A 20,148-nucleotide genomic window follows, 5' to 3' on the forward strand; every position below is an offset into this window, starting at 1 on the left:
GGTACCCACGCCCGGACGGCGTGGGCCCGCGGCCTCAGGACGGCCTGAGCTGGCGCAACTTCAATCCGACGGCGATCTGCAGACCGCCATACAGCAGCGCCACCACGCCGATCCACACGGCGGCGGCCACCAGGGCCACGCCGAGGTTGGCCAGGAACAGCCCGCCCAGCCCGATCGACAGCACGCCGCTGAGCGCGATCATCCATTCGCCCTGGATCGCCTTGCGCACGCGAATGGCAAACAGGATCCGGAACACGCCGGCGATGACCAGCCAGCCCGCCAGCAGCATCAGCAGGATGCCGGCGGTGGCGACCGGGTTGGCGATGGCCACGGCACCGAAGGCAAGTGAGGCCAGGCCATACAGCGCCAACCAGCCCTTGGGCACGGTCACCTTCGGATCGAACAGGGCCAGGAGCGAGGCGATGCCTTCGGCCAGGGCCAGCACGCCGAATGCCCAGGCCAGGGCCACCACGGCCTGCAGCGGCTGGGTGAAGAGATAGAAGGCGAACAGTACGCTGATGACGCCGAAAGCCACGGCCACCCACCAGTTGCGTCCCATCGTGGAAACAGCGTTGTCGCTCATTCAAATCCCCTGGGTTGGACATGCGTGGTTGCCTTCAGGGGATACGCCGCCCGACAAAGACTGTCAACGAAGCTGCCTGGGCTCCGGCGCAGGGAGGGCCGCAGGCCCGGTCACGGCACGCGTGCGCAGACCCAGGCATCCACCCGCGTCACGCCGGCGGCATGCAAGGCGAGGACAGCCGCCTGCAGGGTCGCGCCGGTGGTCATGACGTCATCCACCAGGGCCACATGCCGCAAGGGCGTGGCCGGGGCGAAGAAGGCACCCTGCAGGTTGCTTCGGCGGGCCCGCGCATCGAGTTCCGACTGCGGTGGGGTATGGCGCTGCCGCCGCAGCAGGGTCGGCTCCAGGGGCAGCGCCAGGGAGGATGCGATGGGCCGGGCCAGTTCAGGGCCTGGTCGTAGCCACGCTGGCGCAGGCGCGATCGGTGCAAGGGCAGCGGGATCACGGCCTGCGGGCGTTCGGCGCCGGCCAGGCCTTCGAGCATGAGTTCTGAAAGCAGCCGGCCGGCGGCCAGGTCGGCGTGGAACTTGAAGCGGGGCAACAGGCGGTCTACCGGGTGGCCGTAACGCAGGGCGGCGCGGGTCAGCGATTGGGGCGGCGGGGCTTGCAGGCAGGCACCGCAGGCGGCGGAAGCTTCGGTCAGGGGCAGGGCGCAATGCGGGCAGGCGATCCGGTTCCAGGGCAGGGCGGCGCGGCAGTCGGCGCAGAGGTCCTGACCCTGCGCGCCACGTTCGCCGCAGACCAGGCAACGGGCCGGCAACAGGGCCTGGCCCAGGTCGCGCAGGCAGGCCGTCCAGGCGGTCATGCCGGACTGTGCGCGACATCACGGATGCCCGGGGATTCGCCGGAATAGTCTGACGCCCCTGGTTGGCCCGCCCCCGGGAAACCCCGTCAACTTCCGGCCCTCGGGTTTGGTTGACAGGGTGGGGCATGCTCACCAGACTGCCGCTCTCCGCTGCCCCGCGCCGTCAGGGTTTCACCATGCCTGCTGTCATCCGCCACGATTGGACGCGCGAGGAAGTCCTCGCCCTGTTCGACCTTCCCTTCCCGGAATTGATGTTCCGTGCCGCCTCCGTGCACCGCGAGCGTTTCGACCCGAGCGAGGTCCAGGTCTCGACCCTGCTGTCGGTGAAAACCGGCGGCTGCCCCGAGGACTGCGCCTACTGCCCGCAGGCCGCGCGCTACCACACCGGTGTCGAAGCCACGAAGCTGATGAGCACCGAGGCGGTGCTGGAAAAGGCCCGCGCCGCCAAGGCCGCCGGCGCCTCACGCTTCTGCATGGGCGCCGCCTGGCGCAGCCCGAAGGACCGCGACATCCCGAAGGTGGCCGAGATGATCCGCGAGGTGAAGGCCTGGGCCTGGAAACCTGCGCGACGCTGGGCATGCTCAAGGAACAGCAGGCCATCGACCTGCGCGCCGCCGGCTTGGACTACTACAACCACAACCTGGACACCGCGCCGGACTTCTACGGCGAGATCATCCACACCCGCGAGTACCAGGACCGCCTGGACACGCTGGAACACGTGCGCGACGCCGGCATGAAGACCTGCTGCGGCGGTATCGTCGGCATGGGCGAATCGCGCGGCCAGCGCGCCGGCCTGCTGCAGGCGCTGGCGAACCTGCCGGCGCATCCGGATTCGGTGCCGATCAACCGCCTGGTGCAGGTCGAAGGCACGCCGTTGGCCGGTACCGCCCTGCTGGATCCGTTCGAGTTCGTGCGCACGATCGCCGTGGCCCGCCTGATGATGCCGGCGGCGATGGTGCGGCTGTCGGCGGGCCGCGCCGAGATGAGCGAGGAACTGCAGGCGATGTGTTTCCTGGCCGGCGCCAATTCCATCTTCTACGGCGAAAAGCTGCTGACCACCGGCAACCCGGACGTCGAGGCCGACCAGGCGCTGTTCGCGCGCCTGGGCCTGCGCCCGATGGCCATCGTGCAGGAATCGAACACCGTGCACGCCGACATCGTCGAAACCGCCAACCCGGCCTGCGCCGCCTGACATGGCCCGTACCCGTCTCGCCGACCGGTTGGCCGCCGCCCGCGCCGAACGCGTGGCCAAGGCCGCGCTGCGCACGCGCCGCGAGATCGAGGCGCGCGAAGGCGTGAAGGTGCTGGTCGGCGGCCAGCAGTTGACCAGCTTCTGCGGCAACGACTACCTCGGCCTCAGCCAGCACCTGGACGTCGTCGCCGCACTGCAGGAAGCCGCTGCCTGGCACGGCGTCGGCAGCACCGGCTCGGCCGGCGTCAGCGGCCACCACCGCGAACACGCCGCCTTCGAACGTGAGATGGCGCAGTGGCTGGGTTACGAACGTGGCCTGTTCTTCGGCAGCGGCTACCAGGCCAACCTGGCCGTGCTGCAGTCGCTGCTGCGCGAGGGCGACCTGTGCGTGCAGGACAAGCTCAACCACGCCTGCCTGATCGACGGTGCGCGCCTGTCCGGCTGCGAGCTAAAGCGTTATCCGCACACCGACGTCGAAGCCGCGATGCGCCAGCTGATGACACGCCGCGATGGCGTGGCGATCCTGGCCACCGACGGCGTCTTCAGCATGGACGGTGATCGTGCGCCACTGGCCGACCTGGCCCTGGTGGCGCGCGCGCAGGACGCGATGCTGTACGTGGACGACGCGCACGGCATCGGCGTGCTCGGCCCGGAAGGCCGCGGCAGCCTGGCGGTCGCCGGCCTTGGCCCACGCGAAGTGCCGCTGCTGCTGGTGCCGCTGGGCAAGGCCTTCGGCGGCCAGGGCGCGATACTGCTGGGCAACGCGAACGTGGTCGGCCACGTCGCCGAAACCGCGCGCCCCTATCTGTTCTCGACCGCGCCGGCGCCGGCGATGGCGGCGGCGATGCGCGCCAGCCTGCGCCTGATCCGCACCCAGCCGTGGCGTCGCGCCAAACTGGCGTCGCTGGTGGCGCGTTACCGCCGCGGCGCCCTGGCGCGCGGGCTGCCGGTGCAGGAATCCTTCACGCCGATCCAGCCGATCCTGCTGGGCGATAACGCGCGCGCACTGGCCGTGTCCAAGGCGCTCGAAACCCAGGGCTACCTGGTCTCGGCCATCCGCCCGCCGACCGTGCCCGACGGCCAGGCGCGACTGCGGGTAACGCTGTCGTGCGACCACAGCGAAGCCGACGTGGATGGCCTGCTGACGGCGCTGGCCGAAGCGGTGCAGGCACGGCCCGACCCGGTCACGGCATGAACCTGTTCCATGAAGTGCGCGGCCAGGGCCCGGCCCTGGTGCTGCTGCACGGCTGGGCCATGCATGCCGGCATCTTCGCGCCGCTGGTGTCGCGCCTGGAGCGCGATTTCACCCTGCACCTGGTGGACCTGCCGGGCCACGGCCGCAGCCGTGATGCCGGCCTGCCGCTGACGCTGGACCACGCGGCGCAGGCCGTCGCCGACGTCGTGCCGGAGCGCGCGTTGTGGCTGGGCTGGTCGCTCGGCGGCCTAGTGGCGCTGCAGGCCGCGGCGACGATGCCGGAACGGCTGCGCGGCCTGGTGATGGTGGCGGCCAGCCCGCGGTTCGTGCGCTACGACGATTGGCCGCAGGGCATGGAAGCTTCGGTGTTCCGCACCTTCGCCAGCGAACTGCAGCGCGACTACCGCGCCACGCTCGACCGTTTCCTGATGCTGGAAGCGCAGGGCTCGGAAAAGATGCGCGACGAACTGCGCCTGCTGCGCGCCGAGGCGTTCGCGCACGGCGAGCCGCCCACCGCGGCCTTGTGCGACGGCTTGAACCTGCTTGAAGACAGCGACCTGCGCGGCGTGCTTCCGACGCTGGCGATGCCGAGCCTGTGGATCGCCGGCCGCCGCGACCGGCTGGTGTCGCCGGCGGCGATGCAGGCCGCGGCGGCGCTGGCGCCGCGCGCATCCTTCCACCAGATTTCGAGTGGCGGCCACGCACCTTTCCTGACCCAGGTCGACGAAGTGACCGACACCGTGCGCGCCTTCGCGGAGACGACGGCATGAGCGTGTTCGACCGCCGCCAGTTGCGCCGCTCCTTTGGCCGCGCCGCGTCGAAATACACCGAAGTGGCGGCGCTGCAGCGCGAAGTGGAGGCGCGCCTGCTCGAACAGCTGGCCTACCTCGACGACCGCCAGCCGCAGCGCATCCTCGACCTGGGCAGCGGCCCGGGCCGCGCCGCCGGCGCGATGAAAAACGCTGGCCCAAGGCCGAGGTGGTCGCGGTGGACGCCGCCTTGCCGATGTTGCACGAGGTGCCGAAACACACGCGCTTCTGGCGCCCGGTGCGGCGCGTGAACGCCGACGTGTCGAAGCTGCCGTTCGCCGACCAGAGCACCGACCTGATCTTTTCCAGCCTCTGCCTGCAGTGGCTGGACGACCTGCCGGCGGTGCTGTCGGAATTCCGGCGCGTGCTGCGGCCGGACGGCCTGCTGCTGTTCTCGACCTTCGGCCCGGAAACCTTGTCGGAACTGCGCGACGCCTACCTGATGGCCGGCGTGACGCCGCCGCTGTCGCCGTTCGCGGCGATCCAGCAGGTCGGCGACGCGATGCTGGCGGCCGGTTTCAAGGATCCCGTGCTCGACCGCGACCGCTACACGCTGACCTATCCCGACCTGCGCACGCTGATGCACGAACTGCGCGCCATCGGCGCCGGCGACGCCCGCCACGACCGTCCGCGTGGCCTGGGCGGCCGCGCGCGCCTGCAGCAGGTGACGGCGAACTACGAATCCCAACGTCGCGACGGTGTGCTGCCCAGCACCTGGGAAGTGATCACCGCGCAGGCCTGGGGCCCGGCGCCCGGCGCACCACGCCGCGACGGTGGCGCCGACCTCGCCAGCTTTCCCGCCGACCGCATTCCCACCCGCCGTCGCTGACACATGCGGCAGTGCAGCGCGGGATCGCAAGATCCAGGCGCTAAGATCTGCCGATCCGCACTGGCCAGGAGCCGACATGACCACGCAACGATTCCGTACCGCGCTCGTGTTCGCCGTCGCGCTCACGCTCGCCGGCTGCGCCACCACCTCGTCGGAGCCCACGCCCATGAGCACGCGCGGCAAACCGCTGGAAGGCATGGACTGGCGGCTGGTGTCCGCGCCCGATACCCGGCCGGGCGCCACGCTGTCCGGCGCCGGTGCCGCCACCCTGCGGTTCGAGGAAGACCGTTTTTCGATGCGCGGCCCCTGCAACCGCCACACCGGCGCCTGGAGCCGCAACGGCGACCAGCTGGTACTGGGCGGGGAAGGCGGCGCGGTCGCAAGCACCCGCATGATGTGCCCGCCGGAAATCATGACGCGCGAACAGGCGCTGATGACCGCGATGGCCCAACCCTTCACTGTGGAGTTCGAAGGTCCGTTCCTGCGCCTGGTCGCCGCCGACGGTTCGTCCTGGCGTTTCGACAGCCGTGACCTGCCGCCGGCGGAAGGCCGCGAGCGCATCGTCCAGGTCGCCGGCCAGCGCGCGCCCTGCACCGGCGTGGCGCCGACCCTGTGCCTGCAGATCCGCACCCAGCCGGGCGCGGCCTGGCAGCTGCACTACGGCGAGATCGAGGGTTTCGACTGGCAGGTCGGCGTCGAATACGTCATCCGCGTGCGCGAATACGCCGTGGACAATCCGCCCGCCGACGGCAGCTCGCTGCGCTGGGTGCTGGAGGAAGTGCTGGAACGCAGCCCGCCGGGCTGATCAGCCCGGCGCGTCGCGGCCGCCCGAGACCTGGGTTATCCAGTCCTCGAGGTTGTAGTAGTTGGTGACGCGGGTGATGCGGCCGCCGCGGATATGGAAGAAAGCGCCGCCGGGCAACACGTACTTCTGGCCGCGGGCCGGCGGCAGGCCGGTGTCGTCGGCCAGGTATTCGCCGTGCACCACGTATTCCGCCGCCACCCGTGCGCCGCCCTGGTTGGCCAGCACCACGATTTCCTTGAGTTGTTCCCGGTAGCAGCGGTTCATGCGCTGCAGGAAGGCGGCGAAGGCATCGCGGCCGATCTCGCGCGTGCCCTGGTTGACGTCGTGCGCCACGTCGTCGGACACGAACGACAGCATCTCATCCCAGTCGCCGCGGTTGAACGCGGCGTAATAGGCCAGCACCAGTTCGATGGCGCGGTCGGCCGCGCGGTTGCCGTCGATGATCATGTCTTCCTCGGGGGAACTGCCAGGGCAGGGCGGCCAGGTCCACGTTGCCGCCCGACAGGATAAGCCCGATCCGGCGGCCGGCGAAGATATCCGGGTTACGCAGCACCGCCGCCAGCACGGTGGCGCAGGACGGTTCGACGATGATCTTCAGGCGCTCCCAGACCAGGCGCATCGCCGCCAGCGTCTGTGCGTCGCTGACCAGCAGCGCCTGCACGCGGTGTTCGCGCATCAGCGCCAGGTTGATCTCGCCGACCGTGCCGCGCAGGCCGTCGCAGACGGTGTCGGGCACCAGGTCGGTGACGTGCCGGCCCTGGCGCAGGGATTGATAGGTGTCGGCGGCACCTTCGGGTTCGGCGCCGTAAACGGCCAGGTCCGGGTCGCGGCCATGGGCCGCCAGGGCGGTGCCGCAGACCAGGCCGCCGCCGCCCAGCGGGGTCAGCAGCGCGTCCAGCGGGCCGGCTTCGGCCAGCAGTTCCAGCGCCGCCGTGCCCTGGCCGGCGATCACGAACGGGTCGGCATACGGGTGCACCAGGCTGGCGCCGGTCATCACCTGCACTTCCGCGGCCTTGGCCTCGCGCGCGGCGATCGTCGGCGCACAGCGGTGCAGGGTGGCGCCGTAGGCCTGGATGGCCGCGAGCTTGCTGGCGACCGCGCCTTCCGGCACCACCACGTGGGCGGGAATGCCGCGGCCGCGTGCGGCCAGCGCCAGCGCCGCGCCATGGTTGCCGGAGGAATGGGTGACGACGCCGCGGGCGGCGGTGGCGGCATCCAGTGCCCAGACCGCATTGCAGGCGCCACGGAACTTGAAGGCGCCGATGCGCTGGAAGTTCTCGCACTTGAAGTGCAGCTCGGCCCCGGCCAGTTCATCGAGGGAAAACGAACGCAGCACCGGCGTGCGGTGGGCGAAGGGGGCGATGCGGGCCGCGGCGGCGAGCACATCGGCGGAAGTGGGCAGGGCGGGGGCATGGGCGGTCCGTCGGGGGTGCGTGCTAGCCTAACAAAGCCCGACACTCCCCCGGAAAACCGCACCGCATGAGCGTCCCCAGAGACGACGGCTTCGTCCACCTTGCCGACTACACCGCGCCCGCCTGGCGCATCCTCCGGGTCGAACTGCAGTTCGACCTGGCCGCCGAAAGCACCGAGGTCAGCGCCCGGCTGCAGCTGCAGCCCGATCCCGGCCAGCCGATCGCGCCGCTTGAGCTCGATGGCGTGGACCTGGAACTGCTGGCGATCGCCGTGGACGGCGAAATCCTGCCCGATACGCGCTACCGCTACGACGGCCGGCACCTGCGGGTCACCGGCCTGGACCGCGACTGCGTGCTCGAGACCCGCGTGCGCATCCATCCCGCCGCCAACACCCGGCTCGAAGGCCTGTACCGCAGCGGCCGCCTGCTGCTGACCCAGTGCGAAGCCGAAGGTTTCCGCCGCATCACCTTCTTCGCCGACCGGCCCGACGTGATGCCGCGCTGGCGCATCGTGCTGCGCGCGCCGCACGCCGACTATCCGGTGCTGCTGGCCAATGGCAACCCGGTCTCGTCGAGCGACCTGGGCGAAGGGCGGCACGAAGCGACCTGGGAGAACCCGCATCCCACGCCGGGTTACCTGTTCGCGATCGCCGCCGGACCGCTGGAACGCGTGACGAAAACACTCGAGACCGTCGAAGGCCGCCGCGTCGAACTCAATGTCTGGGCCGAATCCGCCGACGTGCCGCGCTGCGCCTACGCGCTGGGTGCGGTCGAGCGCGCGCTGCGTTGGGACGAACAGCGTTTCGGCCGCGGTTACGACCTGGACGTGTTCAATGTCGTCGCCGCCCAGGACTTCACCATGGGCGCGATGGAGAACAAGGGCCTGAACATCTTCAACGCCCGCTACATCCTGGCGGACGAAACCACGGCCACCGATGCCGATTTCCTGGCCATCGAATCGGTGGTGGCGCACGAATACCTGCACAACTGGTCCGGCAACCGCGTGACGCTGCGCGACTGGTTCCAGCTGTCGCTGAAGGAAGGCCTGACGGTGTTCCGCGACACCGAGTTCAGCTCCGACCTGCATTCGCGCGCGCTCAAGCGCATCGAGGTGGTTCGCCTGCTGCGCGGCCGCCAGTTCGCCGAGGACGCCGGCGCGCTGGCGCATGCGGTGCGGCCGGACCGGTTCCGCGAGATCAGCAACTTCTACACCCTGACCATCTACGAAAAGGGCGCCGAGATCGTCCGCGTGCTGCACACGCTGGTGGGCGAGACGGCGTTCCGCGCCGGCATGGACCGCTATTTCGCCGACAACGACGGCCGCGCGGCGACCATCGAGGATTTCCTGGCCGCGCATGAAGCCGCCAGCGGCCGCGACCTGGCGCAGTTCGCGCGCTGGTATTCGCAGGCGGGCACGCCGGAGTTGCGTATCACTGAACAACACGACGCCGGCACCGGCGACTACACCCTGACCGTGGACCAGCACACGCCGCCCACGCCGGGGCAGGCGGAAAAGGCACCGCTGCTGATCCCGCTGCGTTTTGCGCTGTACGACGCCGACGGCACCGCCATCACCACGCCCCCGACACCGACGCCGCCCAACAGTCCGGAATGGTCGAGTTGAGCGCTGAGCGCCACGTGCTGCGCTGGCGCGGGCTGAAGGCGAAACCGCTGGCCGCCTTCAACCACGGTTTTTCCGCGCCGGTGAAACTGGCCTTCGACTACGGCGCACACGACCTCGCGCGCCTGGCCCGGCTCGAGCGTGACCCCTTCAACCGCTGGGACCTGCTGCAGCGCCTGGCCACGGGTGCGCTGCTGGGCACGCTGGACACCGAAGCCGCGACCGCCGCGCTCAGCGACGCGCTGGCCGACCTGCTGTCGGACGAGCAGGCCGATGCCGCTTTCGTGGCCGAATGCCTGGCGCTTCCGGACTTCGACACCCTGGCCGAGGCGGTGGACGTGGTGGACGTCGAAGGGCTGGTCGCGCGGCGCGAAAGCCTGGTCGAACGACTGGCGGAGGACCAGGTCGAACGCCTGCAGCTTCGTTATGAAGCCCTGGCGCCCATCGCCCGCGCGGGTCTCTCCGGCCCGGCGATGGCCGCACGCGCATTGCGCAACGCCTGCCTGTCCTGGCTGACGCGCCTGGACCCGACCGCCGCGCTGGCGCAGGCGCAGTTCGAGGCCGGCGGCGCGATGACCGAACGCCTGGCGGCGCTGCGCTGCCTGCTGCACTTCGATGCACCGGGTGCCGAGACCGCGCTGCACCGTTTCCGCACCACGTTCGCGGGCGATCCGCTGGTCACCGACAAATGGATCGGCCTGGTGGCCAGCCGTCCGCATCCGGACACCCGCGATGCCGTCGCGGCGATGCTGGCTTCGGACGAATGGAAGCCGACCAACCCCAACCGCGTGCGCGCTGCTGGGCACCTTCGCGCGCGGCAACCCGCTGGGCTTCCACCGCCGCGACGGTGCCGGGCATGCGCTGGTGGCCGGACAGATCCTCAAGCTCGACGCCATCAACCCGCAGGTCGCCGCCCGCCTGCTCGGCAGTTTCGAAAGCTGGCGCCGCCTGGCCGAACCGCAGCGGTCGCACGCCCGCGAAGCACTGGCGGCGATGGACGGCAAGCTGGCCTCGCCCGACAGCCGCGACCTGCTGCAACGCCTGCTCGAAGACTGAAGGCTCCGCTTGTCTCCCTCCCCTGTTTACAGGGGAGGGCCGGGGTGGGGTGGGCACTTGCTCCGAAGTTCCACCCCCTCCCAGCCTCCCCCTGCAAGCAGGGGGAGGAGAACTACGGGTCTCCACGCGTGAGGGAGGAGGGGCACTTAGCGGCGGCTTCCCAACAGGCTGGTCGCCGCCGAGCCCAGCACCACCAGCGCCGCGCCGACGTAGCCCCACGCACCGATGCGTTCGGGCGCGATGCTTTCCGGCCACAACGCGTGCACCGCCGCCACCGCACCGACGCACAGCAGCGGCGTCGTCGCCAGGATCGCCGACACCCGCGACGCCTCCCAGTGCGCCAGCGCCTCGGCGAAAGCGCCATACGCGACCAGGGTGTTGACCGCGCAGAACAGCAGCAGCGCCCAGTGCAGGCCGTCGAGCGCCAATAGCGCCGAAGGCCGCGCCAGCGGCAACAGCACCACGCTGGCGCAGACATAGATGAACAGAAGGATCGCCGGTGACGACAGCCGCAGCAGCAGCTGCTTCTGCAGCAGCGCGTACAGCGCCCACACCACCGCCGCGACCACCACCAGCCCCGAACCGAAGGCGTAACCGGCGGCACCCACGCCCAGCTGTTCGCCGAAGAACAGCGCCAGCCCGCCGAACAGCAGCGCCAACCCGGTCCACTGCCAGCCGTTGAAACGTTCGCGGAACACGAAGATGCCGCCCAGCGCCACCAGCAGCGGCGCCAGCTGGATCAGCAGCTGCGCGTTCGCCGGCGACGTCCACTGCACGCCCAGCAGGTAGAAGATGTAGTTGCCGATCAGGCACAGCGCCGCCACCAGCAGCAGGAGCCAGCGCTTGCGGTCGAGTGTGGCGAAACCGCCCAGCCCGCCGCGCGCCGCCAGCCAGGCCAGCATCACGCCGGCCGCCAGCAGGAAGCGGAACCAGGTCAGGGTGTAGGGATCAACCTGCTGCAGCGTGAGCTTGAGCGCCACCGGCAGCGTCGCCCAGCAGGCGGCGGTGACCAGCGCCAGCAGCAGGCCGAGTTTCCAGCGACCGGACGCCTGGTGCAGCGACATGACTTGGCCCCGCCTGAAGGTCGCGCACAGTAGCATGGGCGCTGCCGGCAGGATTAAGCACGGATTCACTGCCTCGCGCCGAGACTGCCAGCGCAACCGGGGGAATACCGATGACACGCCGCCTCGCCAGATTCGCCCCGCTCCTGCTGATCCTGATCCTGCTGGCGGGCTGCACCACCTACAGTGGCAACCATTACCGCGACGGCTATTACAGCGACGGTGGTTATTACTACCCGGCCGAAGACGGTTACGGCGACTACTACGCCGCGCCCGACTACGGGTACGACTACGACTATTACGACTACGGCTACTCCACCTACACGCCCTTCTGGGGCCTGCATCGTTATGGCTGCGGTGCTTGGGGTGGCTGCTCGCCTTACTGGAGCTACTACTACGGCCGGCCCTACAGCGGCTGGAGCCTGTCCTATGGCCAGCACTGGTCGTACGGTTCCTGGGGCTGGTACGGCCAGTACTGGGCGCCCCTGGTACGGGCACGGGTATTACGGCCATGGCTACTACGGCTACGGTTATCACGGCCACGGCGATTACGGCCATGGACAGCGGCCGCCCCACCATGGCCGTCCGCCGGGGCCGGACCAGGAGCCGCCGCCGGCCAAACCCGATGTCCCCAGGCCGCACCTGCCCTACCGGGCACCGATCACGCAGAACCCGGGGCTGTCGAACCCGACCGGCAACCCGTCCCGGCGTCCGGACACTCGCCATGCCCCGATCGTTTCGCGCGGCCCGGCCGAGCTGACGCCGACACCGGGGCAGCGCCCGCCGATGTCCGCCGGCCAACCGGTTGGCAAGCCGGTGACGCCACGTTATGGACGGCAACCGGTGCAGGACCGTGAGCCGATCAGCTCGCCGCCGCCGCGCTACGTCCGTCAGCCGATGCCGGACCAGCGCCGTCCGGCGCAGCCCCGCGCGCCGCAGCCGATCCGTACCGAAGTGAAACCGTCGGTGGCGCAGGGCGACTCGTACGGGTCTTACCGCCAGCCGTCGCGTCCGTCGCCCGCGCCTCGACAGGAGCGCCCGGCACCCAGGGAAGTGGCGCGGCCGTCCGCGCCGCCGCCGCGTGCCGAGGCCAGTGAAACGAGATCTTCGTCACAGAAACAGGATCTCGACGAAGAACGCTGACACCGAGTCCAGTTTTCCCGTTGCGTCGGCCACCGGGCCGGCGCATCCTACGGCCCTGACTGACACAGCGCGTCGCTTTCTGACGCGAGCGTTGCCCCCGCATCGCCTGTTCGGCGCCCGGCATCAGGTCCCCTGGATTCCCCCTGTTCCAAGACCTGCCGGGCGCCGACTTTCTTCCGATCCCGCCGCGCCGCGGCCGATCCCTGAATCACGCGCAAAAAAAAGGGTCGGTAGCTCCCCGGGAGCTACCGACCCTGGCATCCCTGCCACGCGCCTGACCAGCCCCTGTTCAGTCTGGTCGACGCCCCCGGCGTTTGGCCGTGGCAGGTGCCATTGGGAAGAAGCATGAACCGTGCCAACCGCTCCGGGATGCAGCCGGGCCGGCCGCGCGGGATAATCCGCGCCGCAGCGAAATCAGGAACTCCGTCACATGTTGAGCTACGACGTCATCGTCATCGGCGGCGGCCACGCGGGCACCGAGGCCGCGCTGGCGGCCGCGCGCGCGGGTGCGCGCACGCTGCTGCTTACGCACAGCATCGAGACGGTCGGCCAGATGAGCTGCAACCCGGCCATCGGCGGCATCGGCAAGGGGCACCTGGTGCGCGAGATCGACGCCCTGGGCGGCGCCATGGCCCGCGCTGCCGACGCCGCCGGCATCCAGTGGCGCATGCTCAACGCCAGCAAGGGTCCGGCGGTGCGCGCCACGCGCGCGCAGGCCGACCGCGTGCTCTACAAGCAGGCGATCCGGCGCATCGTCGAGAACCAGCCGAACCTGGACCTGTTCCAGCAGGCCGTGGACGACCTGGTGATCAAGGGCGACACCGTCACCGGCGTCATCACCCAGAGCGGCCTGCGCTTCGACGCGCGCGCGGTGGTGCTGACCGCCGGCACCTTCCTGGCCGGCCGCATCCACGTCGGCCTGGTGAACTACCCCGGCGGCCGCGCCGGCGACCCGCCCGCGACCACGCTGGCGCAGCGCCTGCGCGAGCGGCCGTTCGTGGTGGACCGCCTGAAGACCGGCACGCCGCCGCGCATCGACGGCCGCAGCATCAACTTCGACGGCCTGGCGGAACAGCCGGGCGACACGCCGGTTCCGGTGTTCTCCTTCCTGGGCAGCGCGGCCGAACATCCGCGCCAGGTGTCGTGCTGGATCACGCATACCAGCGAACGCACGCACGAGATCATCCGCGGCGGCCTGGACCGTTCGCCGATGTATTCGGGCGTGATCGAAGGCGTGGGCCCGCGTTATTGCCCCAGCATCGAGGACAAGGTGGTGCGCTTCGCCGACAAGGCCTCGCACCAGGTGTTCATCGAGCCCGAGGGCCTGGACACGCACGAGATCTATCCCAACGGCATCTCGACCTCGCTGCCGTACGAGGTGCAGGTCGAACTGGTGCGTTCGATCAAGGGTTTCGAAAACGCGCACATCACGCGCCCGGGTTATGCGATCGAATACGACTACTTCGATCCGCGCGGGCTGAAGGCCTCGCTGGAAACCAAGTCGGTCGGCGGCCTGTTTTTCGCCGGCCAGATCAACGGCACCACCGGTTACGAAGAAGCCGCCGCGCAGGGCCTGCTCGCCGGTCTCAACGCCGCGCGCCATGTGATGCAGCGCGACGCCTGGTCGCCGCGCCGCGACGAGGCCTACCTGGGCGTGCTGGTGGACGACCTGGTGACGCACGGCACCACCGAGCCCTACCGCATGTTCACCAGCCGCGCCGAATACCGGCTGCAGCTGCGCGAGGACAATGCCGACGCGCGCCTGACGCCGGTGGGCCGCGACCTGGGCCTGGTGGACGACATCCGCTGGACCACGTTCTCGCGCAAGGCCGAAGCCGTGGCAACCGAACGCACGCGCCTGCAGGCGATCTGGGCCGCCCCGGGCGGGACGCTGGCGCGCGAACTCGAGACCGCCACCGGCATCGTGCTGGCGCGCGAAGTCACCGCCCTGGACCTGATGAAGCGCCCCGAACTCGACTACGCCACGCTGGCCGCGCTGCCTTCGCTGCAGCCGGCGGTGGACGATGCCGCGGTGGCCGAACAGGTCGAGATCGGCGTGAAATATTCCGGTTACGTCGAACGCCAGCGCGAAGAGATCGAGCGCAGCCGCCGGCACGAAGACAGTCGCATCCCGGACGGTTTCGACTACGCCGGCATCCCGGGCCTTTCGGCCGAACTGCAGTCAAGCTTGCGGCCGTGCGCCCGGAAACCATCGGCCAGGCGCAGCGCATCCCCGGCATGACCCCGGCGGCGATCTCGCTGCTGCTGGTGCGGCTGGCCAAGCAGCGCGGCCGTCGCGTCGCCTGAGGCGGCGCGTCCCGCGCCAGCGCCATGCCGGTCCGTTCGCATCCGCTGCACCGCCGATGGCTGGCGCGCCGGCGTCGCCTGCGCAAGTGGCTGCGGCCGCTGCCACGCCGCGCCAACGTCGCGAAATATCCCGTCATCAAATGGTTCGCCGATGCCGCGCGCAAGCGCCCCTATCTGTGGTCGTTCAAACGCCCGCAGGTGCTGGCCTCGCTGTACGCCGGGTCGGTGCTGGCGATGATGCCGGTGTACGGCCTGCAGGTGGCGATCGGCGTGGTGCTGGCGATGCTGGTGCGCGGCAACCTGACGGTGATGATCGCGCTGCAGATGATCACCAACCCGCTGACCCTGGGCCCGATCTACCTGGCCACGCACACGCTGGGGCAGAAGCTGATCGGGCTCACCGGCTACGGCGCCGGCGCGTCCGAAGTCGGCACCCACATCAATGCACTGGTGGTGGGTGGCATCGTCGGCGGGCTGGGACTGGCGCTGGTGCTGGACCTGACCTGGCGCCTGATAGCCTGGGAAGCGCGTCGCTTCCGTGGCCAGCTGCAGGCGCTGCACGAGCGTTTCGACTACCGCCACCACCGGGATGACGGCACGCCGCGCGACAGCTAGATTGGCGTGATGAAAACCCTGCTCGCGCTCCTGCTGCTGCCGGCGACCGCCCAGGCCGCCACCGTGTCCGACTGGCCGCTGCCCGTACCGGCGGGCTCCGCGCAGCCGAACCTGTCGCTGTCGCCCGACGGTGACCGGCTGCTGAGCTGGATCGAGCGCCGGAAAGAAGGCGGTCATCGGCTGGTGTTCGCGCGGCAGGGCAACACGCAGAAATGGTCGGCACCGCGCACGATCACTGAAGGCGACAACTGGTTCGTCAACTGGGCCGACTTCCCCGCACTGCAGGCCCTGCCCGACGGCAGCCTCTGGGCGCACACGCTGGTGAAAAGCGCGCAGGCCACCTACGCCTACGACGTGCGCCTGTTCGCCTCGCGCGACGGTGGCACCACCTGGACCGCCACCGCGGCCGTGCACGACGACGGCACGCCGACCGAACACGGTTTCGCCAGTCTCTGGCCGCAGGGCCGCGATGGCCTGGGCATCGCTTGGCTCGACGGCCGCCACACCGGCGGCGGCCACGACCACGGCGGACACGGCGGCGCCGGCGCGATGTCGCTGCGCGCGGCGGTGTTCGGTGCCGACGGCAAAAAACGCGTCGAGCACGAACTCGACGCCCGCACCTGCGACTGCTGCCAGACCGATGCTGCGCTGTCCGACGACGGCCTGCTGCTGGCTTACCGTGACCGTGCCGAAGGCGAAATCCGCGACATCGCCGTCGCCCGCTTCGACGGCAAGGCCTGGTCCGCGCCCGTCACCGTGCACGCCGACCGCTGGATGATGCCGGCCTGCCCGGTGAACGGCCCCGCCATCGCCGCCCGCGGCCGCCAGGCCTGGGTGGCCTGGTACACCGCCGCCGGCGGCATGCCCTCGATCCGCATCGCCGCCTCGGATGACGCCGGCCGCCGGTTCGGCCCCATGAAAGAGATCGCCCGCGGCGAGGCCCAGCACGGCCGCGTGGACCTGGCGGCGAACGCCACCGGCGTCTGGGTCAGCTGGCTGCAGGAAAGCGCCGGCCGGCAGTCGGTATGGCTGGCCCGCTACAGCCCGGACCTGGCGGCCGAACACTTCCGCCTGAAGGTCGCCGACCTCACCGGCCGGGGCCGCGGCACCGGTTTCCCGCGCCTGCAGCTGGGCGATGGCTCGGCCTGGCTGGCCTGGACAGAAATCGTGTCCGGCGAGCCACGGCTGCGGGGGCCCGGGTCCGCCCCTGACTGTACCCAGTGGTATGGAATCGGCCTTTGGATTATGGTGATGCCGCCCCACCGGACCCTTGTCCGGCGGGACAAGGCAGCGGCTCAAGGGGAGGGAGCGGCACCGGCGCAAGCACGGTGACGCCGAAGGAGACCCTGGGCGCGTGGTCGTGCACAACCCATAAGACCCAACAGGAGTTTCCCCATGCCCCGTTTCCATCGTTTGGCCGGCGCCGTTGCCCTGGCGCTCGGTTGCGCCGGCGCCGCCCAGGCGCAAGAGTTCTCCGGCTTCGTCGTGTTCGGCGACAGCCTCAGCGACTCCGGCAACATCGCCCAGTTCAGCGGCCTGCCGCCGGGCAACAGCTTCACCACCAATCCGGATCCGGTCGCGGCTGAAATCATCGCGGCCATGTTCGGCTTCCCGGGCACCAACTCGCTGTCGGGCGGTCCCAACTTCGCCTGGGGCGGTTCCTGCGTGAATGCCGGCGCGCCCTGCCTCAACCCGGTGCCGACCATCCCCGACCAGGTCAGCCAGTACCTGTCGCTGACCGGCGGCGTGGCCGACCCGAACGCGCTGTACAGCATCTGGGGCGGCGCCAACGACATCTTCGCCGCGCTGACGCTGGACCCGGCCAACGCGCAGGCGCTCACCGTCGCCGCCGCCACCGCCTACGTGCAGCAGATCGGCCGCCTGCAGGCCGCCGGCGCCAACTACATCATCGTGTACAACCTGCCGAACCTGGGCGTGACCCCGCAGTTCGGCTCCACGCCGAACGCGTCGTCGGTGTCGCAGGTCACGGTGGTGTACAACAGCGCGCTCAACGCCGGCCTCGGCCAGCTGGGCGACGGCATCATTCCCATCAACACCTTCGGCCTGATCGGCGAGATCATGGCCAACCCGGGCCTGTACGGCTTCACCAACGTCACCGGCACCGCCTGCGCGCCGCCGAGCTCGGTGGCCTGCGGCCCGGCCGGTTCCGGCCTGCCGGCGGGTTACCCGCCGGGTGCCAACGAAACCTTCCTGTTCGCAGACGGCGTGCACCCGACCGGCGCCGCGCACGCGATGCTGGCCAACGTGGTGCTGTCCACGATCTCGGCGCCGGTGCAGGTGTCGTACGCGGGCGAGGCCGGCATCCAGGCCGCCGAAAACCACGGCCGCGCCGTCACCGACGAACTGATGTCCGACTTCCAGCTCGACCGTGAAGTGGGCAGCGTGCGCGGTTACGCCACCGTGCAGTACGGCGACCAGGACTTCGAAGGCACCAGCGCCGTCACCGGTGGCAATGCCGACGTGCTGTCGCTGACCCTGGGCGCCAACCACCGCGCCAGCGAAACCGCCTACTGGGGCGTGGCCGTCAGCCTGGGCAACCACGACAACGACGTGTCGGGCGCCAACCTCGACAGCCGCCCGGTGCTGGCATCCATCCACGGCGCACTGCGTTTCGGCGGCGGCGGCTTCGTCAGCGGCGCCATCAGCGGCGGCAGCACCAGCGTGGACATCGAGCGCTACATCGTGATGGGCCCGACCGTGCGCACCGAAACCGGTTCCACCAACGCCGGCCAGTTCGGCGCCGAGCTGGGCCTGGGCTGGCTGTTCGGCAGCACCGGCAGCCTGCAGCACGGCCCGTTCATCGGCGCCAGCTGGGTGCAGCAGGAAGTGGACGGCTACAGCGAGGACAACGGCACCGCCACGTCGATGAACTTCCGCGGCTTCGACCGCGACTCCTGGTCAGCCGCGCCGGCTACCAGCTGATGGGCGGCAGCGCCGACAGCTTCCGTCCGTTCGTGCGCGTGGCCTACAACTCGGAAGGCGAGGACGACCAGGTGTCGGTGAACGCCGGCTCCAACTCCATGCCGGGCCGCTTCACCATCGGCGGCGTCACCCCGTCGGAAGACTGGATCAGCGCCGACCTGGGCTTCAACTGGAGCGTGGGCGAAAACACCACCGCCTTCGCCGCCTACACCGGCCGCTTCAGCGACGACAGCCAGGAACGCAACAGCATCAGCCTGGGCCTGCGGACGACGTTCTGATCGGTCGGGTCATTGTTTGAAGAAAGGCCGCCCTTCGGGGCGGCCTTTTTCTTTGCGCTGGATTGGCGGCGGTAAGTTAACCTGAACCCGTTCCACCGAACCGGCAGCATGCCAGTGACATACAGGCGCTATACGGGAGAATGACATGAGGCTCATTTCAGTCGCGCTATTTCTATTTCACTTTCTTGCGACCGCTAGCGCTGAGGCAACTGACGCAGTTGGATACGTTTATGCGAAAAGAGCCGGATCCTCCGAGCTTGTTTACCGCCTAGATGGAAAGTCATTCAACGAGAGCGAGCTTGGGCCGTACTTCCGCGAGAATGAAGATCGCTGGCCGAAGAAGGCCATTGAACTGCGACTCGTTTTTGATGGAGAGGTTCCGCTGGCATGGCTCCACCACGCGCGCCGCACTTTCATTTTCCTTGGCTTTGATGAAGTTCGTTGCTTCAGCGGAAGCATTTCTTCAGCACGTGCCACGGAAATTCAGGAGATCGGCCAATCGATTGCGCTACCAGACGATCGTTGGTAGCCAGATCAACACGCGCGATTAGAAGTACGGGGTCAGGTTCACCTCTTCCTGAGCCGATGAGATTTGCCAACGCGGCTAGCCACTGAATCGACCAGTTTTTCGTAGAAACCTTGAGGCCATAATTAATGGCAAACGAGGAGGAATAAATGATTGCCCGCGCTGTGGGTAGGGAGCGGACAGCCATGAAGCCGCATTTTGCTGCAGCACTTGTTGCGACGATGCTTCTTTCAGCCTGCTCGCCTTCACGTGAGCCGGATCCGGGGAAATCGATCCCGCATTGGCGGAGATGTTGCGGGACTTCCCGAGGGACGTCCTCGCTGATCCTTTGCTGCACAACGCAGTCAATGGAAATGCTGGCGAGGTCCGTCGCCTGCTCGCGCAGGGACGCGAGATCGATGCTGTGCCGTCACTGAACCTGGTGCTCGTGTTTGTGGCGCACCAGCGCCAGTGCTCTCCTGAGGTCGTGAATGCACTGGTGGAGGGTGGTGCTGATCCGGCCGTCGTGGATGACACCGGCATGAACGTCTTGCTGATGGCCGCAGCTTCCGGAGCCGGCGACTGTTTCAAGACCCTCCTCGCTCTCGGCGCCGACCCGGCCCGGCTCAACATCAATGGCTACGGCGTCGTTTCCCATGCCTATCTGTCAGGCGACATTTCGTTCTTCAACTGGGTCCTCGGCAGCGATGACGTCGCCCCCAAGCATTCTGGGGACCTCAACATTGCTCTGCAGGCCGCGCTGCTTGGTGAAGACTGGACGAGTTGCCGAACTCTTCTCGAGGCAGGCGCGGAGCTGACGCCGCTGGCCGGCGGAAAGCGGTCAACATCCCGACCGCTGGACAGCGCGGACTTGGACCGTTGCCGCTGACCTGCGAAATCGGCCCGCTTGTCCCCGGCAAGAACGGGGTCAGGTTCACTTGTTCCCGAGCGGGGCGCTCAAGTAGTTCACCTACGCCGCACATGAATGT

At 69.3% G+C, this 20,148-nt stretch carries 15 protein-coding genes and 5 pseudogenes; 15 read left to right on the forward strand and 5 right to left on the reverse strand.

Annotated features, from left to right (window positions below):
• Positions 1–34 precede the first annotated feature (34 nt).
• On the reverse strand, positions 35–583 hold the full coding sequence (locus FRZ33_RS03865; protein ID WP_146907759.1) for an HdeD family acid-resistance protein: 549 nt from the start codon (positions 581–583) through the stop codon (positions 35–37).
• A gap of 110 nt (positions 584–693) precedes the next feature.
• Positions 694–1,388 (reverse strand): annotated as a pseudogene (locus tag FRZ33_RS03870) (ComF family protein).
• Between FRZ33_RS03870 and bioB the strand changes: the two are divergent.
• The 5 genes and pseudogenes from bioB to FRZ33_RS03895 all read left to right on the forward strand — a co-directional run bounded on the left by bioB (position 1,387) and on the right by FRZ33_RS03895 (position 6,218).
• Positions 1,387–2,580, forward strand: coding sequence for a biotin synthase BioB (gene bioB / locus FRZ33_RS03875; protein ID WP_227978100.1), 1,194 nt, complete (start codon positions 1,387–1,389; stop codon positions 2,578–2,580). The pseudogene FRZ33_RS03870 and the gene bioB sit on opposite strands and share 2 nt — an antisense overlap.
• A gap of 1 nt (position 2,581) precedes the next feature.
• Positions 2,582–3,775 (forward strand): 8-amino-7-oxononanoate synthase, encoded by a 1,194-nt coding sequence (bioF, locus tag FRZ33_RS03880; protein WP_146907761.1) that lies wholly within the window; start codon positions 2,582–2,584, stop codon positions 3,773–3,775.
• A complete protein-coding gene (gene bioH / locus FRZ33_RS03885; protein WP_425480615.1) occupies positions 3,772–4,545 on the forward strand; it encodes a pimeloyl-ACP methyl ester esterase BioH in 774 nt (257 codons plus the stop codon). The genes bioF and bioH overlap by 4 nt, the downstream gene beginning before the upstream one ends.
• Positions 4,542–5,413, forward strand: a pseudogene (bioC, locus tag FRZ33_RS03890) (malonyl-ACP O-methyltransferase BioC). Before bioH ends, bioC begins: the two are co-directional and overlap by 4 nt.
• Before the next feature lie 76 nt (positions 5,414–5,489).
• Positions 5,490–6,218, forward strand: coding sequence for an META and DUF4377 domain-containing protein (locus FRZ33_RS03895; RefSeq protein WP_146907762.1), 729 nt, complete (start codon positions 5,490–5,492; stop codon positions 6,216–6,218).
• Here the strand turns inward: FRZ33_RS03895 and FRZ33_RS03900 are convergent, their stop codons facing one another.
• Both FRZ33_RS03900 and FRZ33_RS03905 read right to left on the reverse strand, forming a co-directional pair.
• Positions 6,219–6,665: a ketosteroid isomerase-related protein gene (locus FRZ33_RS03900; protein WP_146907764.1), complete on the reverse strand. Its 447-nt coding sequence runs from the start codon at positions 6,663–6,665 to the stop codon at positions 6,219–6,221.
• On the reverse strand, positions 6,577–7,602 hold the full coding sequence (locus tag FRZ33_RS03905) for a pyridoxal-phosphate dependent enzyme (protein WP_227978101.1): 1,026 nt from the start codon (positions 7,600–7,602) through the stop codon (positions 6,577–6,579). The genes FRZ33_RS03900 and FRZ33_RS03905 overlap by 89 nt, the downstream gene beginning before the upstream one ends.
• Positions 7,603–7,697: 95 nt before the next feature.
• Here FRZ33_RS03905 and pepN point away from each other — a divergent pair, with 95 nt between their 5' ends.
• Both pepN and FRZ33_RS03915 read left to right on the forward strand, forming a co-directional pair.
• Complete coding sequence (pepN, locus tag FRZ33_RS03910; RefSeq protein ID WP_146907769.1) at positions 7,698–9,254, forward strand: aminopeptidase N; 1,557 nt, start codon at positions 7,698–7,700, stop codon at positions 9,252–9,254.
• Positions 9,242–10,307 (forward strand): annotated as a pseudogene (locus FRZ33_RS03915) (aminopeptidase N C-terminal domain-containing protein). Before pepN ends, FRZ33_RS03915 begins: the two are co-directional and overlap by 13 nt.
• Before the next feature lie 146 nt (positions 10,308–10,453).
• Here the strand turns inward: FRZ33_RS03915 and FRZ33_RS03925 are convergent.
• On the reverse strand, positions 10,454–11,371 hold the full coding sequence (locus FRZ33_RS03925; RefSeq protein ID WP_146907773.1) for a DMT family transporter: 918 nt from the start codon (positions 11,369–11,371) through the stop codon (positions 10,454–10,456).
• Between the two features lie 110 nt (positions 11,372–11,481).
• Between FRZ33_RS03925 and FRZ33_RS03930 the strand changes: the two genes are divergently transcribed.
• From FRZ33_RS03930 to FRZ33_RS03970, 8 genes and pseudogenes are all read left to right on the forward strand, one after another.
• Entirely contained in the window at positions 11,482–12,225 is a 744-nt protein-coding gene (locus FRZ33_RS03930; RefSeq protein ID WP_146907774.1) for a hypothetical protein, read from the forward strand.
• Entirely contained in the window at positions 12,212–12,511 is a 300-nt protein-coding gene (locus FRZ33_RS03935; RefSeq protein WP_146907776.1) for a hypothetical protein, read from the forward strand. The genes FRZ33_RS03930 and FRZ33_RS03935 overlap by 14 nt, the downstream gene beginning before the upstream one ends.
• A gap of 430 nt (positions 12,512–12,941) precedes the next feature.
• Positions 12,942–14,818, forward strand: a pseudogene (gene mnmG / locus FRZ33_RS03940) (tRNA uridine-5-carboxymethylaminomethyl(34) synthesis enzyme MnmG).
• 24 nt (positions 14,819–14,842) lie between these two features.
• Positions 14,843–15,433 (forward strand): DUF2062 domain-containing protein, encoded by a 591-nt coding sequence (locus FRZ33_RS03945; protein ID WP_146907778.1) that lies wholly within the window; start codon positions 14,843–14,845, stop codon positions 15,431–15,433.
• A gap of 9 nt (positions 15,434–15,442) precedes the next feature.
• On the forward strand, positions 15,443–16,765 hold the full coding sequence (locus tag FRZ33_RS03950) for a hypothetical protein (RefSeq protein ID WP_146907787.1): 1,323 nt from the start codon (positions 15,443–15,445) through the stop codon (positions 16,763–16,765).
• 63 nt (positions 16,766–16,828) lie between these two features.
• Positions 16,829–18,654, forward strand: a pseudogene (locus FRZ33_RS03955) (autotransporter domain-containing protein).
• A gap of 145 nt (positions 18,655–18,799) precedes the next feature.
• The gene (locus FRZ33_RS03965) at positions 18,800–19,183 is read left to right on the forward strand and encodes a hypothetical protein (protein WP_146907793.1); all 384 of its coding nucleotides are present in this window, start codon (positions 18,800–18,802) and stop codon (positions 19,181–19,183) included.
• Between the two features lie 277 nt (positions 19,184–19,460).
• On the forward strand, positions 19,461–20,048 hold the full coding sequence (locus tag FRZ33_RS03970) for an ankyrin repeat domain-containing protein (RefSeq protein ID WP_146907795.1): 588 nt from the start codon (positions 19,461–19,463) through the stop codon (positions 20,046–20,048).
• Positions 20,049–20,148: the final 100 nt, after the last annotated feature.

This window comes from Arenimonas daejeonensis, assembly GCF_007993735.1.
GTDB classification, from domain to species: Bacteria; Pseudomonadota; Gammaproteobacteria; order Xanthomonadales; family Xanthomonadaceae; genus Arenimonas; species Arenimonas daejeonensis.